This window comes from Yersinia aldovae ATCC 35236, from assembly GCF_000173735.1.
Taxonomy (GTDB): Bacteria; Pseudomonadota; Gammaproteobacteria; order Enterobacterales; family Enterobacteriaceae; genus Yersinia; species Yersinia aldovae.
The window spans coordinates 1-14,815 of sequence record NZ_ACCB01000004.1 but is presented as its reverse complement, the minus strand read 5'-3'; the positions used below and the strand labels follow the sequence as shown (position 1 = coordinate 14,815).

Genomic DNA, 14,815 nt, shown 5'->3' with positions numbered 1-14,815 from the left:
ATATCGCATATCTGTATGGAAATAATAACCCCTATTTGCATCTGTAATGTTCTGCGCCAAAGTTTCATGCTAATGGCTCACCTACTGACGGGAGTCGATAATGAACAATATGATTGAAGATCAAATAGATGAATGCTGCTTATCGGCTACGCGAGTAACAGAGAAACGCCGCAATATTTTTATCAGCTTATGGCTTAAAGCATACAGATACGGATATCAATGGAATGAACGGCGCAAAACAGCCAATACATTGGCCAGATTAAATACCGACCAGTTAAAAGATATCGGCCTGAGTCGGGATGATATCAAGCGGGATTACAGCCGCCCATTTTGGCGCTAAACAGGCGCGTCACCTAAGGTACATTGCACCACATGTCATGGCTCCATAGGTGCAGCGGACAATCGATTAAATGAGAGCGCCAGCTACAATGATAACCCTTATCTTTCTTATATGAATTCGAACAAGCGAGGGCATAACTAAGATATTCAGCCGTGTACAGAGTGTGCCACAATGGTCATCAGACAGGTATCGCCAGCTCACCTACACTTATTGTTTGCTGGCTAATCGTGGCACTCACTTTCAGGCTGACCGGTTTTATGAAAATGAATAAGTACTTTGCTTCACATCGATATTATTCACTGCTATGCCTGCTGCTGACACTTATCTTCGCCTCCCCCACAGGGGTGGCCTTTGCTGCCACAATGCCAGCCGCGACAACTGAAAACAGTGAAGCGTCGGCGAAACCGGCAGTGCCAGTACAACTAATTAGCTTGCAAAAACAGTTGGATAAACTGAAGCAGAATGTTTCAGTCAGCACCACAGACAATCAGTTAAGTATGCTGAACGAAACCGCACTGACACTGGTGCGGGAAGCAGACATGCTGTTAGCCGACTTGAAACCCAAGCGGGAGCAACTGCAAACACAACTGGAAGTATTAGGCCCATTGCCTGCTGCCGGTGCATTGGCGGAAACCGCAGTGGTTGCCCAACAGCGCCGGATACTGAATACGCGAAAAATCCAGTTAGATGGCCAAAATGATCAGGCTCAGGCTATCAAAACCAGCGCTGAAAACCTGGCGACACAAATTATCGCGTTACGTCGCACGGCATTGAAATCACAAATCGCCTTAAATTCTGGCAGCTTATTAGGAGCCAGTTTCTGGGCCCCCATCGTTAATCCGGACGCCAATGACAACCGTCGTTTAAACGATTTCACCCAAGAACTTGGCGATGCCTGGAGCGCCGCCTGGTCACCGGAATGGCGTTTTGGTACCACCATGTACCTGTTATTGGCGCTGTTTATCGGCGTGTTTGGCTTTAAGTTTCTCGACAGCCTGACGGCATGGTTTTGCACCAAATGTTTACCGCAAGGCCCGCTGCGCCGCAGCTTTATGGCCTCGGCAACCACCCTGTATACAGTACTGATTAGCGTTACAGTAGCGCAATGCATCACGCAAACTTTTACCCGCACATCTGATGCATCACAGGTTGTAATTGATTTTTCAGCAGCATTTGTTCAATTGATGTTTTTCTCAGCACTGGTCGCCGGGCTGGGGCGGGCGTTTCTCTCCAATCAGCGCCCCTCATGGCGTTTACCGGCGATTGCCAATGAGGTTGCGCAATCACTAAGGCTGTTCCCGCCCCTCTTGGCCAGTTGCATCATGATTTTCGGTGCTATTGATCAGATGAATAACATGATCAATATCAGCGTGTCGGGGAGTATTTTCGGTAACGGCATTGCTGCCCTATTGGTCGCCTTAACCGCCGCCATTATTCCGTTACGGGCCAACCGGGTACGACGTAATTTGGTCGCTAATGGTGAAAAACCGGAAGCCTATTCCACGTTGGCTGGGTTGATCCATTTCGCGATTAGTATAACCGCAATAGCCATATTATTGTCGCTACTGATAGGCTACATCGCGCTCGCTAAGTTCCTCAGTTACAAGCTGGTGTGGAGCTGCCTGGTTCTTGCTTGTCTGTATTTACTGGTCCATTTGTGCGTTGATTTGGCTGACAGTCTCTTTTCCCCAACCAGCAGCGCCGGTAAAGCCATCAAGCAGTCACTCAATATTGACGATCGCCACTTGGCACAAGCCGCCACGTTATTGTCCGCCACCAGCAAAGTGCTCTTGATCTTGCTGGCAATTATCGCCCTACTCAACGGCACTTTTGGTTCTACTACACCGATTTCATTACTGCAAAAAACCGGGGAATTATTAAGCGGTGAAGGGCTGGAAAAATTAAATATCGTCCCGGCCAATCTATTTAATGCAGTTATCTGTCTGCTAGTGGGGTTGTATGTTCTTAAAGCGGCACGGCGCTGGTTAAATAATGAATTTTTGCCTAAAACCCAGATGGATAGCGGCATAAAAACCTCTGCGGTCACGCTGTTTAGCAATATCGGCTACGTGCTGGTGATTCTGCTGACCCTATCGGTGCTGGGGATCCAATGGAATAAATTGGCCTGGATTGTCAGCGCATTATCCGTCGGGATTGGCTTCGGTTTACAAGAGATCGTAAAAAACTTCATTTCCGGCATTATTTTGCTCACCGAACGGCCCGTTAAAGTGGGAGATTTGATCAGTATCAGTGGCGTTGAGGGGGATATCCGCCGCATCAATGTCCGAGCCACGGAAATCCAGCTAAGTGATCGATCGACGGTTATCGTACCGAACTCACAATTGATTTCGCAGAATGTGCGCAATGCCACGATGGCTAACGCGCAAGGGGTGGTAACGATTGCTCTCACTTTCCCACTGGATTTAGATGTTGAACTGGCACAAACACTATTGATAGAGGCTTATGAAGAGCATGAGTCGATACTCGATACACCGGCCCCGTCGGTGAAATTCAGCCAGTTAAGCCCGGACGGTATCGTACTTAGCGTCACCGGTTTAGTACCCAGCCCACGCATGGTCAGTAATACCAAAAGTTCATTGCTATTCAGTATATTAAAGCGGCTTCGTGCAGCAGGTGTGTCACTCGCAGTAGCAACTACTGCAAAAACAACCTCGGAAAACTAATGTTAGGCGGAGGAAGTAATCAATACCGAATCACCATTAATACAGGTATTGACTCAATAATGGGGCAACCCGCAGCAGTAACCATCCAAGGGCAGACAGCGTCTTGACGAGACGCTGGTTATCTGTGCTCAGAACACGTTGTTAATAAATGAAGAGCAAATTCAGCGCTGAATTAAATAGCGAATCGTTGGGCCTCCGCTGGATATCCAACACGTTATAACCGTAGTTTCGTGTATCCAACGGGGTATTATTAATTGCGGGCAGTCGCTGAACACTTCCAAAATTTCGCCTGGTTTCAATTGTGGCATGGCTTCGAGCGTCACCACCGCTGGCGCTAAATTATCCCAATAATACACCAGAATGGTGGCCCCAATAATGTTTCACTGCATTTGGCACAGCCCACAGGATGTTAGGTGCGACACCCCGTTACACGTAGCTGAAAATGCCTATCCTATTCCATCAATGACCGCATATGTGATGGGCACTGCTGAAAGCGGCGACGAAAACTATCAGAGAAATGGGCGTGATTGCTAAAACCGCACTCCATCGCAATATCAGCCACCCGCAGCCGGGTCGATAACAGCAGCTCACAGCCTTTCTTCAAACGTTGATCCAGTAGCCACTGTTTTGCAGACATTCCGAATTTCTCATAAAAAAGAAAATTCAATTTACGTGTCGAAATTCCTAACTCATCGGCATAACGCGAAACCGTCCAAGGATTGAGGCGGTTTTGTTCAAAAAACTCCAGTAATTCACTATTTGTACCTACAATAGATTCTAATAGTTGAGAAAAATACACCGGCTCCAAACCTAAGCAATAAAGGTAAAGAAAACGTAACGATGCCGTTCTTTCAATATTAGCCAACTGTTCAGTTGCAGACATAATATCATTACTGGCAGAGAGTAGTTTGTAATGACCGGAAACGTTGTAGGGTAAACGGATTTTATTTGATTGCACCATCTTACTCGCCATTTCTTGATATATAGGCAGAAGATCGATGGCATGGCACAATATTGAAATAAACGAACCCTGCGAGAAAGACGACACACTTGCCCGCTCGTTAGTTACCACTAAACTCCCGGCAGACATGGTCTGGTTCGTTCCATCACAACGTAAGACGCCCTCTTGTCGAAATAAAATAAATTGTATTGATTTCATAATATCCCTGAGAGTGATGCTATCCGTAAGTCATATTGGCAAATAACAGAGCAGAAAGGGATCGGGTAGATACCTGAGATCTGCTTAAGAAAATACTTGCCAGCTATTTCCGAAAAATTCATACCGAGATAATACCTTTACATATCTTTCATTATTAAATATCCGCTATAAATTAAAAAACTGAGTGTTTTTTTGTTAGAGCTAAATGAATCTATAACGAATAGTAATGAAAAAAGTGTAGTTCTTGATATCAAATTTAGATTATGGCGTACTAAAAAAAACAATCAGGCGACTTTATGGAAAAATCATCATCGCTTGTCACTCGATTGACACTATTACTGGGCGTTACATTAATGGCCATTTGGCTAATTTCGATGGCAGTCACCGCATTTTTCTCATATGAAAACACACGCCAGCGGCTGATAAATGAATTAACCAACATGGCCGAACTGCGTGCTGACCTCAGTAATCACCAATTTGAAGGAGCCGAACGAGACGCGGCTTCATTGATAAACCGCTGGAAAAACAATCAGGCAACGTGGCCTTTATTCGCGGTCAATACCACGAGTGACGACACAATTCCATTTAGCCTGGAACGGTGCCGTCGCTCGCAACATAAAAATGACCTTCAGATCATCCAGGCTTATGGCACTGTCGGACAAACCTATTATCTCGATAGTTTTATCATGAGGAAAAACAGTGACATTACATTATTCAGGCCACAAAAAGTATCAAGTCAGTATTTGAATCAGCGGCGTAAGGAGTTACTTTTACTGCCCATCTTTCCAACCCACAATAATGTCTATTGGGGGGCACCCGCTTATACCTCTAAAGAGGGTTGGCATGTCTCGGTCGCGGTTTGCGATAAGGAGGGCGGGTTGGCGGGCTTTGCCCTAAAAATTAATGGGTTGGTGAGCTATAATAAACCGGTAGAGCAGCGAGACATTAATTTATGGCTCGATAAGAATGGTGATTTATTACCGATGGCTCAACAGAGTATCTCCTCCCACCAATTGCATGAAATCCTGACTCAGCTAAAAAATACTGTATTGCACGACGGTTGGCAGCAAACATCTGATTATCTGGTATTAAGAAAGCAGTTAAAAGGCCCCGGTTGGCAACAATTAGTCATTTATCCACGCATCGGTTTTGCCTGGGAAGCCGCTAAACCCGCCTTATATCAGTTGCCTTTGGCACTGGCAATTTTACTGTTACTGACTTTAGTAATGTCATTGCTACTACGATATTATCTGGCAATCCCATTGTGGAATTTCGTCAATATTATTGGTGCGACCGGCCCGCAAACAATGGAACCGCGCTTACCGATAAAGCGCATGGATGAACTAGGGCATATTGCTTGTGCTTACAATAATTTACTCGATACGCTAAACGAGCAATACGATACCCTTGAGATGAAAGTAAAAGAGCGCACGCTGGCTCTGGCAAAATCCAAACAGGTAGCCGAGCAAGCCAATCAACGTAAAAGCGAACATCTGACCACGATCAGTCATGAAATCCGTACCCCATTAAATGGAGCTTTAGGGGCCGTTGAATTACTGCAAAATACCCCATTATCTCCAGAGCAAATGCAGTTAGCGGAAACCGCTCGCCAATGTTCGTTCTCTTTACTGGCAATAATTAATAATCTTCTCGACTTCTCGCGTATTGAGTCCGGTCAAATGACGCTTTCTCAGGAGAAAACGGCCTTATTGCCTTTATTGGATCAGGCAATGCTGACCATTCACAGTCTGGTATTGAACAAACCAATAGCACTCTCAACGTATGTTAGCTCGGACGTGCCACTGGAACTCGAGCTGGACAGTCAGCGCTTAAAGCAGATTTTGATCAACTTATTAGGTAATGCGGTTAAATTTACCCAACAAGGTAGCATTAGTTTGCATGTCTGCCGTAAAGGTCAAAAACTCTGTTTTAGCGTTGAGGATACCGGGTGTGGGATTGATCCGCAGAATCAACTGAGGATTTTCCAGCCTTTTGTTCAGAATAGTGACTATGCTCAGGGGACAGGGCTGGGGCTGACAATTGCAGATAATCTGGCGGGAATGATGGGCGGCCACCTTGTTCTCACCAGCCAAACAGACCGTGGCAGCCGCTTCTCATTAATTTTGCCATTGAGTGAAACCGCGCAGGGCAGGCTATTTGATGGAGAACTGTGTGTCCCACATTCGTTGCACGCTCAATTATCTGCGTGGGGTATCACCTGTCAGACTCCAGACGATGAATCATCACAACGACTACCTGCACTTTTTACTGATAAGGAACTGAACTACCTGCCTGGCCGCTTATACGCTAACGTTAAGCGACATTTGGCGGGTAACCATCAATCAGGCGAATATTCGCAAGAAAATGCGTCAAATGTGCTCGCAAATATCCCTCTACAACCTTGGCAAATGGCCGTATTGCTGATTGATGATATGCAGACCAATCGTGATATTACAGGCATGATGCTGCAACAATTGGGGCATCAGGTCACTCTGGCTGAAAGTGGTGAGTCCGCTTTATCTCTCGGCCGGACACAACGCTTTGACTTGGTATTGATGGACATTCGTATGCCGGGGATGGACGGATTGCTAGCAACCCAATGCTGGCGCAATGATACCAAAAATGTAGATAAACACTGCATGATAATGGCACTCAGCGCAAACGCCAGCCCAGACGAGAAAACCAGGGCTTATGAGTCTGGAATGGGCCATTATCTGTCAAAACCGGTCACTTTGTGGCAACTGGCTGGAATACTGGACTTAACCGCACAATTTCAACTGGAACGTGGCCTCCCCCTCACCCCTCAAATATCCAGTCCCAAACCATTACTGGATCTGACGAACCCGCAACTTAACATAGAGTTATATCGCTCACTGCAACTATTAATGCAGAAAATCAAAGAAGCGCGTCAAAACTTACCGCTCTTATCGCACCTAATCCACACACTAAAAGGCTGTGCCGGGCAAGCTGGACTAATTGAGTTATATGAGGCGGCGCTTCAATTGGAAACTGTTCTCGAAACTCACAACATCATGACTCAACAAGATATTGCACACCTGGATAAGATAATTGATTTGCTGTTTAACCCCGGAGCACCTGCAACTCCGCCTCAATCGTCATGTTAAAGGAATAACCTTATGAATGTAAAATTACTGATTGTTGACGACCATGAACTGATTATCAATGGTATCAGAAACATGCTCGCGGCTTATCCACGCTATCAAATAGTCGGTCAGGCTGATAATGGGTTGGATGTGTACGACTTATGCAGGAAAACCGAGCCGGACATTGTGATAATTGATTTAGGATTACCGGGAATGGATGGCCTTGACGTCATTATTCAGCTTGTTCGCCGCTGGCCTAAAATGAAGATTCTGGTATTAACCGCCCGCCACGAGGAGCACTACGCTAATAAGACATTGAACAGTGGCGCGCTGGGTTATGTTCTGAAGAAAAGCCCACAACAGATCTTGATGGCCGCGATTCAAACCGTTACCGCTGGTAAACACTATATTGACCCCACTCTGGATATCTCTCGGGTGAATAGGCTAACGCAAAATAGTGACAACAGCAGAACAGCGCTAACCCCCCGCGAGCGTCAAGTTTTGAAGTTAATCACCGAAGGCGCATGTAACCGTATCATTGCTGACAGGCTATCTATCAGCAAGAAAACCGTGGAAACTCACCGACTTAATATGATGAAGAAACTGGATGTACACAAAGTGGCAGAACTGATTAATTGGTCATATCGTTTAGGAATGAATGAATAATCGTTATAAATCAGTCAAAATTTCACTGTTCTATTATTGAACATAAATACAAATGAAAACGCCCTATCGGAATTCATCCAACAGGGGTTTTCACGAATATATCATGGAGTTATGTATGTATTAGCCCTGATTAACCGGCGTCTGCTGGGATGCAAAAAACGCTTTCTCATAAGCTTTGGCTTTTTTATGGTCAAACTGATGTTCCCATTTGGCAATCACCAACACTGCCAGCGCATTTCCCACCACATTCAGAGCGGTACGTGCCATATCCAGAATTCGGTCTACACCGGCAATAAAGGCCAAGCCTTCTAACGGAATACCCACGCTGCCCAATGTTGCCAGCAAGACAACAAACGACACGCCCGGTACACCGGCGATCCCCTTCGACGTCACCATTAGCGTTAGTACCAGAATGATCTCTTGCCCAATGGACAGCTCAATACCATATAGCTGGGCAATGAATATCGCAGCAATACTTTGATAAAGGGTAGAACCATCTAAGTTGAAAGAATAACCCGTCGGAACCACAAAACTGGTAATCGATTTTGGTGCGCCATAGGCTTCCATTTTCTCGATAATTCGCGGCAATACGGTTTCAGAGCTAGCCGTGGAATAAGCTAAAATTAGCTCATCTTTCAGAATCCGAATCAATATCCAGATGCGCAATTTACATAATCTGGCCACCGTTCCCAACACAACCAACGCAAAGAATAGAATTGCGGCGTAAACCAGAATAACCAGCTTAGCCAGCGGGATAAGTGAGGTAAAACCAAAGTTGGCAACCGTCACCGAGATCAAACCAAACACCCCTATCGGGGCATAACGCATGATCATGTGAGTGACTTTGAACATACTTTCAGAAACGGCTTTGAATACATTCAGCAGTGGCTCTTTGGTCTCTTTTGGTAATGAAGACAATCCTAGACCGAACAACACCGAGAAGAAAATGATTGGCAACATATCGCCTTTCGCCATTGAAGCAAAGACGTTGGCGGGGATCAGCGACAAGATTGTGCTTACCAAACTGTGGCTGCCACTTTGCACCTGTTCCGTGGTTTTTTCATACTGCGAGATATCCACCACGGTGAGCGCTGACATATCAATGCCATGCCCTGGTTGAAACACATTCGCTAAGGTGATGCCGACAATAATGGCCACTGTCGTGATAACTTCAAAATAGATGATAGTTTTCAGGCCAATCCGCCCAAGCTTTTTCGCATCACCAACACCGGCAATGCCGACGATCAATGTGGAAATAACAATTGGCACTACAATCATTTTAATTAAGCGGATAAAAATATCACCCGCTGGACTCAAGATATTGCTAACTAACCACTCTCTGGATTCAATTTGGTTATGTAATACAGCACCTACCAAAATACCTAAAACCAGTGCAATGAGTATTTGCCAGGCCAGACTTATTTTTACACTTTTCATACCCTAAAAATTCCTCAAAGCATTCTATAAAACGCAGATTTCCCTGCATTCAAAATAGAATACTTAATCATTAAACACGGGGCTATAGTTGATATAAATTATGGTTCAGCCTCCCGCCAGCCGTCCACGTTATAAACCAGTATCATTTTTGGACACTCTTCTGCAAGCCTTGTTTACACTATACCCACATTGATATGTCACATAAATTCGGCCATGTAGCATCTCAATATTCGGTAAATATTTGTTATTAAAAAAGTAAAAAGCATTATTCGTAAACAGCGGCTTAACTGCCAAGTATAAAAAACAAGCTAAATTAAATCTTCTTATAAACCACAATAATGTTTTATTTTTTGAGTTATTATGTTTTCATTTTGTTAAAACAAACTATGATTATTCTCCGCTTATTATAAATAATTCGCAATAAAACTGACTATTTCTCTCACAAGTGAGGAAATGAAAAAACACGAAAATTAATACATGAAATTGCATATTTATGCTGTTATATTTTTCATTTATATGCCCGTATTCCACATCGAAATATATATCTCATTATAATCACAGTCAGATATCAAAATAAGATTTTACTTATAGATGTAAACTATTTTATCTTTTTGACGTTAACACAGAACACTGTACGGTATTAATCACGCCCGGTCAGCACTTCCAACCCACCTCATCCTTAATATCTCCATCTGAAGCCATAAACAGGCTAATTGGCACATTTTCTTCCTTTATTGCTTTGCCATTTCACACCTCTCCTATCATTAAGGTATCGATTCACCACGCAGCCCATCAGGTAAGTCTCTAAATCAACATCTTTTATGCGTGATCTGTCGCCCAAAAAAGAAACAAAACAGACGCCCACACTATAATTAACCTTTAGTTGACATATTATTAACAATCTCAAGGAGAACTAACTATGAGCCAAATACATAAGCACCCCATTCCAACTGCAATTGCAGAACATGCCCTGATAAGCCCAGAACAATATCATCAATACTATCAACAATCTGTGCAGGACCCGGATACATTCTGGGGTGAGCAAGGCAAAATCCTTGATTGGATTAAACCGTATAAAACGGTGAAGAATACCTCTTTCGATCCCGGCCATGTCAGTATTCGCTGGTTTGAAGATGGCACCTTGAATCTGGCAGCTAACTGCCTTGACCGCCACCTGGCTGAACGCGGAGATCAAACGGCAATTATTTGGGAAGGTGATGACCCAAATCAATCAAAAACCGTCACCTATAAACAACTTCATCACGATGTCTGCCAGTTCGCCAATGTATTGAAAAGCCTTGGTATCAAAAAGGGCGACGTAGTCGCAATTTATATGCCGATGGTGCCGGAAGCCGCCGTTGCAATGCTGGCCTGCGCCCGCATTGGTGCGGTTCATTCGGTGATTTTTGGTGGATTCTCACCTGATGCCGTCGCTGGCCGAATTATCGACTCTAACTCAAAACTGGTGATTACTGCCGATGAAGGCATCCGTGCTGGTCGCGCAATTCCCCTGAAAAAAAATGTCGATGAAGCGCTGAAAAACCCGGCCATTACCAGTATCAAGAATGTTGTGGTTTTCCAACGCACCGGTAATGCCAGTTACTGGAAAGATGGCCGCGACTTATGGTGGCATGAGCTGATTAAAGAAGCCTCCACTGACTGCCCACCAGAAGAAATGAATGCGGAAGATCCGCTGTTTATCCTTTATACCTCCGGCTCTACCGGTAAACCGAAAGGGGTATTACATACCACCGGCGGTTACTTGGTTTATGCCGCACTGACCTTTAAATACGTTTTTGATTACCACCCTGGCGATATCTACTGGTGTACTGCTGATGTGGGTTGGGTCACTGGCCACAGCTATTTACTGTATGGCCCACTGGCATGCGGTGCCATTACCTTAATGTTTGAAGGTGTACCGAACTATCCGGGCGTCAATCGTTTAGGTCAGGTGATTGATAAACATCAGGTCAATATTCTGTATACCGCCCCAACAGCCATCCGCGCTTTGATGGCCGAAGGCGATAAAGCCATCGAAGGCACCAAACGCGACTCCCTGCGCATCATGGGATCAGTTGGTGAGCCTATTAACCCGGAAGCTTGGGAATGGTATTACAACAAAATCGGTAACAGCAAATGCCCAATAGTTGATACCTGGTGGCAGACTGAAACCGGTGGTTTCATGATAACGCCACTGCCAGGTGCTACCGAATTGAAAGCAGGTTCTGCAACTCGCCCATTCTTTGGGGTGCAGCCGGCGCTGGTAGACAACCTGGGTAACCCACAAGAAGGTACCGCCGAAGGTAATTTAGTCATCACCGACTCGTGGCCCGGTCAGGCACGCACCCTGTTTGGCGATCATGAGCGCTTTGAACAAACCTATTTTTCCACCTTTAAAGGCATGTATTTCAGTGGTGATGGCGCACGTCGTGACGAAGATGGCTACTACTGGATAACCGGCCGGGTTGATGATGTGCTGAACGTATCAGGTCATCGTTTGGGTACCGCTGAAATTGAATCAGCACTGGTTTCACACCCAAAAATTGCCGAAGCCGCGGTTGTTGGGGTTCCGCATAACATTAAAGGGCAGGCAATCTATGCCTACATCACACTGAATCATGGTGAAGAGCCAACACCTGAGCTGTATAGCGAGGTACGTAACTGGGTACGTAAAGAGATTGGCCCAATCGCCACACCCGATATATTGCACTGGACTGATTCACTGCCAAAAACCCGCTCAGGCAAAATTATGCGCCGTATTCTGCGCAAAATAGCCGCAGGCGATACCAGCAACTTAGGGGATACCTCAACACTGGCCGATCCGGGTGTCGTGGACAAATTACTGGAAGAAAAACAATTAATGCAAACGCCGTCGTAAATTGTGCCGCCTACGGGCGGCAAACTTAATTAATGCCTCAAAGGAGAGACTCTGATGAATGACAACATTTATCAAGAGATTGAAAATAACCCGCGTTTCAAAGAGTTGGTGCAAAAGCGCAGTCGCTTTGCCTGGCTACTGTCGCTAATTACCTTGGCGCTGTATGTCGGTTTCATTTTCCTTATTGCTTTCGAACCACAATGGCTCGGCACCCCGCTATACGCAGGTTCGACCATTACTCGCGGCATTCCCGTTGGTGTGGGTTTGATTGTTATTTCTTTTGTTCTGACCGGTATTTACGTTATTCGTGCTAATGGCGAGTTTGACCGTCTGACGGCAGAAATTCTTCGTGAGGTGAAGCAATGAAGACCCGCCATTGGTCCGTACTTTCCTTATTGACTCTGCCTGCACTGTCACAAGCAGAAGCTATAACCGGCGAAGTTCATCGCCAACCACTCAATATCCAGGCGATTGTGATGTTCGTGCTATTTGTTGGCGCGACTTTATATATCACCTACTGGGCATCAAAACGCACCCGCTCTCGACAAGATTATTACACAGCGGGAGGGCGCATTACCGGTTTCCAAAATGGTTTGGCGATTGCCGGTGACTTTATGTCTGCAGCATCATTTCTCGGTATTTCCGCATTGGTCTATACCTCCGGTTACGATGGTCTGATTTATTCCATCGGGTTCCTTATCGGCTGGCCAATCATTCTATTCTTAATCGCTGAACGTCTGCGTAACCTGGGGCGCTACACCTTTGCTGATGTGGCATCTTACCGATTAAAACAAAGACCCATCCGAACCTTATCTGCCTGTGGCTCATTAGTTGTAGTGGCTTTGTACCTGATCGCACAAATGGTCGGTGCAGGTAAGTTGATTGAGCTACTATTCGGTTTAAACTACCACGTTGCCGTTGTATTGGTCGGTATCTTGATGGTGCTGTACGTCCTGTTTGGCGGCATGTTAGCCACAACATGGGTACAGATAATTAAAGCGGTATTGCTGTTGGCCGGAGCCTCATTTATGGCCATCATGGTCATGAAATCGGTTAATTTTAACTTCAATACATTATTCAGCGAAGCCGTCAAAGTTCACCCTAAAGGCTTATCAATCATGAGCCCAGGAGGGCTGGTATCTGACCCGATATCCGCATTATCACTCGGATTAGCGCTGATGTTCGGCACTGCGGGCTTACCACATATTCTGATGCGTTTCTTTACGGTAAGTGATGCCAAAGAAGCCCGTAAGAGCGTGTTCTATGCAACTGGCTTTATCGGTTACTTCTACATATTGACCTTTATTATTGGATTTGGCGCTATCCTGTTGGTCGGCCCGAATCCAGCCTTTAAAGACGCTGCCGGAGCATTACTGGGTGGCAACAATATGGCGGCAGTTCATCTGGCTGATGCCGTAGGTGGCAGCTTCTTCTTGGGCTTTATCTCAGCTGTGGCCTTCGCAACAATTCTTGCGGTGGTAGCAGGTCTGACACTAGCGGGTGCATCTGCGGTTTCTCATGACCTTTACGCTAGCGTCATCAAGAAGGGTAAAGCGAATGAACGTGATGAACTGAGAGTATCTAAAATCACCGTTGTTGTTTTGGGGTTTGTCGCTATCGGATTGGGTATTTTGTTTGAAAAACAAAATATTGCTTTCATGGTAGGTTTAGCATTCTCCATTGCCGCCAGTTGTAACTTCCCAATCATTTTTATATCAATGTATTGGGATAAACTGACCACTCGTGGCGCAATGATTGGGGGCTGGTTGGGGTTACTGACTGCGGTGATCCTGATGATTCTAGGCCCAACCATCTGGGTGACAATTCTCGGCCATGCAAAACCAATCTATCCCTATGAATATCCAGCATTGTTCTCAATGATAGTGGCATTCGTCGGGATTTGGTTCTTCTCCATTACCGATAACTCAGCAGAGGGCCAGCAAGAACGGCTACGCTTCAAAGCCCAGTTTGTTCGTTCACAAACGGGTTTGGGTGCATCTCAAAGCAGCTCACACTAATTCGGTTTGATTCACAAAAGGCCCCTTGGGGCCTCAGACGGCGGATAAACCCCGATAATCCTATCTTGCGGGGTAAGTACGGGCAGAAGACAAAGCGTTCGCACCAGGGATGGTACGGCTCGAGCCTACGAGGAAGTCTTTACGGTATATCTACTATCGGCCTGTTTTCACCGTAGCTGGCACGTTGTCATCAACCTCAAGGCTACCCATCAGGGTAGCCTCCTCTCTTATTTGTATCTCTGACCACACTCTTTTCTCAGCATCACACCCGGCTCATCTGAGCGATGCCTCTCATCCTGAGAAGTTGTAACCTGAGGAGTCAACATTCAGCCGTATTTTACTTTTCTCCACACAGCAAAAACCCCACGCTTTTGGCATGGGGTCTCGGCTTGATTTGATGCCTGGTAGTCTACTGTATTCGTCTCATTTATGGATGAGTCTCACCCCTAAAGGGGCCAGCGTAAGGCGCGGTTCAAACTGCATTCGCAGTTTGTCACATGCTATGATCGAGTCGTCGCTGTCAGAAACA

Annotated in this window: 9 protein-coding genes and 1 pseudogene; 7 read left to right on the top strand and 3 right to left on the bottom strand. The window is 45.6% G+C overall.

The window, feature by feature from the left end:
• The first annotated feature begins 100 nt into the window (after window positions 1-100).
• Together YALDO0001_RS02890 and YALDO0001_RS02885 are read left to right on the top strand one after the other, a co-directional pair.
• Window positions 101-340, top strand: a complete 240-nt coding sequence (locus YALDO0001_RS02890; RefSeq protein ID WP_004699702.1) for a DUF1127 domain-containing protein — start codon at window positions 101-103, stop codon at window positions 338-340.
• Window positions 341-567: 227 nt separating this feature from the next.
• Window positions 568-3,024: a DUF3772 domain-containing protein gene (locus YALDO0001_RS02885; protein ID WP_004699701.1), complete on the top strand. Its 2,457-nt coding sequence runs from the start codon at window positions 568-570 to the stop codon at window positions 3,022-3,024.
• A 161-nt stretch (window positions 3,025-3,185) separates the two neighbouring features.
• Here YALDO0001_RS02885 and yedF read toward each other — a convergent pair.
• Both yedF and YALDO0001_RS02875 read right to left on the bottom strand, forming a co-directional pair.
• Window positions 3,186-3,401 (bottom strand): annotated as a pseudogene (gene yedF, locus YALDO0001_RS02880) (sulfurtransferase-like selenium metabolism protein YedF).
• Between the two features lie 74 nt (window positions 3,402-3,475).
• A complete protein-coding gene (locus YALDO0001_RS02875; RefSeq protein WP_042547562.1) occupies window positions 3,476-4,183 on the bottom strand; it encodes a helix-turn-helix domain-containing protein in 708 nt (235 codons plus the stop codon).
• Window positions 4,184-4,479: 296 nt separating this feature from the next.
• On the opposite strand from YALDO0001_RS02875, the gene YALDO0001_RS02870 reads away from it, so the two are divergent.
• Together YALDO0001_RS02870 and YALDO0001_RS02865 are read left to right on the top strand one after the other, a co-directional pair.
• The gene (locus tag YALDO0001_RS02870) at window positions 4,480-7,308 is read left to right on the top strand and encodes a two component system sensor kinase (RefSeq protein ID WP_049596227.1); all 2,829 of its coding nucleotides are present in this window, start codon (window positions 4,480-4,482) and stop codon (window positions 7,306-7,308) included.
• Between the two features lie 12 nt (window positions 7,309-7,320).
• Window positions 7,321-7,953: a two component system response regulator gene (locus YALDO0001_RS02865; RefSeq protein ID WP_004699694.1), complete on the top strand. Its 633-nt coding sequence runs from the start codon at window positions 7,321-7,323 to the stop codon at window positions 7,951-7,953.
• 120 nt (window positions 7,954-8,073) lie between these two features.
• On the opposite strand, the gene gltP is transcribed toward YALDO0001_RS02865, so the two are convergent.
• Window positions 8,074-9,390 (bottom strand): glutamate/aspartate:proton symporter GltP, encoded by a 1,317-nt coding sequence (gene gltP / locus YALDO0001_RS02860; protein ID WP_004699692.1) that lies wholly within the window; start codon window positions 9,388-9,390, stop codon window positions 8,074-8,076.
• A 919-nt stretch (window positions 9,391-10,309) separates the two neighbouring features.
• Between gltP and acs the strand changes: the two genes are divergently transcribed.
• Genes acs through actP form a run of 3 tightly spaced genes read left to right on the top strand, consistent with a single transcriptional unit; the run spans window position 10,310 to window position 14,286 of the window.
• On the top strand, window positions 10,310-12,268 hold the full coding sequence (gene acs, locus YALDO0001_RS02855) for an acetate--CoA ligase (RefSeq protein WP_004699690.1): 1,959 nt from the start codon (window positions 10,310-10,312) through the stop codon (window positions 12,266-12,268).
• 54 nt (window positions 12,269-12,322) lie between these two features.
• The gene (locus YALDO0001_RS02850; protein ID WP_004699689.1) at window positions 12,323-12,634 is read left to right on the top strand and encodes a DUF485 domain-containing protein; all 312 of its coding nucleotides are present in this window, start codon (window positions 12,323-12,325) and stop codon (window positions 12,632-12,634) included.
• The gene (gene actP, locus YALDO0001_RS02845; RefSeq protein ID WP_042547559.1) at window positions 12,631-14,286 is read left to right on the top strand and encodes a cation/acetate symporter ActP; all 1,656 of its coding nucleotides are present in this window, start codon (window positions 12,631-12,633) and stop codon (window positions 14,284-14,286) included. Before YALDO0001_RS02850 ends, actP begins: the two co-directional genes overlap by 4 nt.
• Window positions 14,287-14,815: the final 529 nt, after the last annotated feature.

What these genes read in the sequence shown, in the direction of transcription:
- YALDO0001_RS02890 (WP_004699702.1), top strand. Translation starts at nt 101, where the DNA reads ATGAACAATATGATTGAAGATCAAATAGATGAATGCTGCTTATCGGCT.
- YALDO0001_RS02850 (WP_004699689.1), top strand. Translation starts at nt 12,323, where the DNA reads ATGAATGACAACATTTATCAAGAGATTGAAAATAACCCGCGTTTCAAA.
- YALDO0001_RS02875 (WP_042547562.1), bottom strand. Translation starts at nt 4,183, where the DNA reads ATGAAATCAATACAATTTATTTTATTTCGACAAGAGGGCGTCTTACGT.
- acs (WP_004699690.1), top strand. Translation starts at nt 10,310, where the DNA reads ATGAGCCAAATACATAAGCACCCCATTCCAACTGCAATTGCAGAACAT.
- gltP (WP_004699692.1), bottom strand. Translation starts at nt 9,390, where the DNA reads ATGAAAAGTGTAAAAATAAGTCTGGCCTGGCAAATACTCATTGCACTG.
- actP (WP_042547559.1), top strand. Translation starts at nt 12,631, where the DNA reads ATGAAGACCCGCCATTGGTCCGTACTTTCCTTATTGACTCTGCCTGCA.
- YALDO0001_RS02870 (WP_049596227.1), top strand. Translation starts at nt 4,480, where the DNA reads ATGGAAAAATCATCATCGCTTGTCACTCGATTGACACTATTACTGGGC.
- YALDO0001_RS02865 (WP_004699694.1), top strand. Translation starts at nt 7,321, where the DNA reads ATGAATGTAAAATTACTGATTGTTGACGACCATGAACTGATTATCAAT.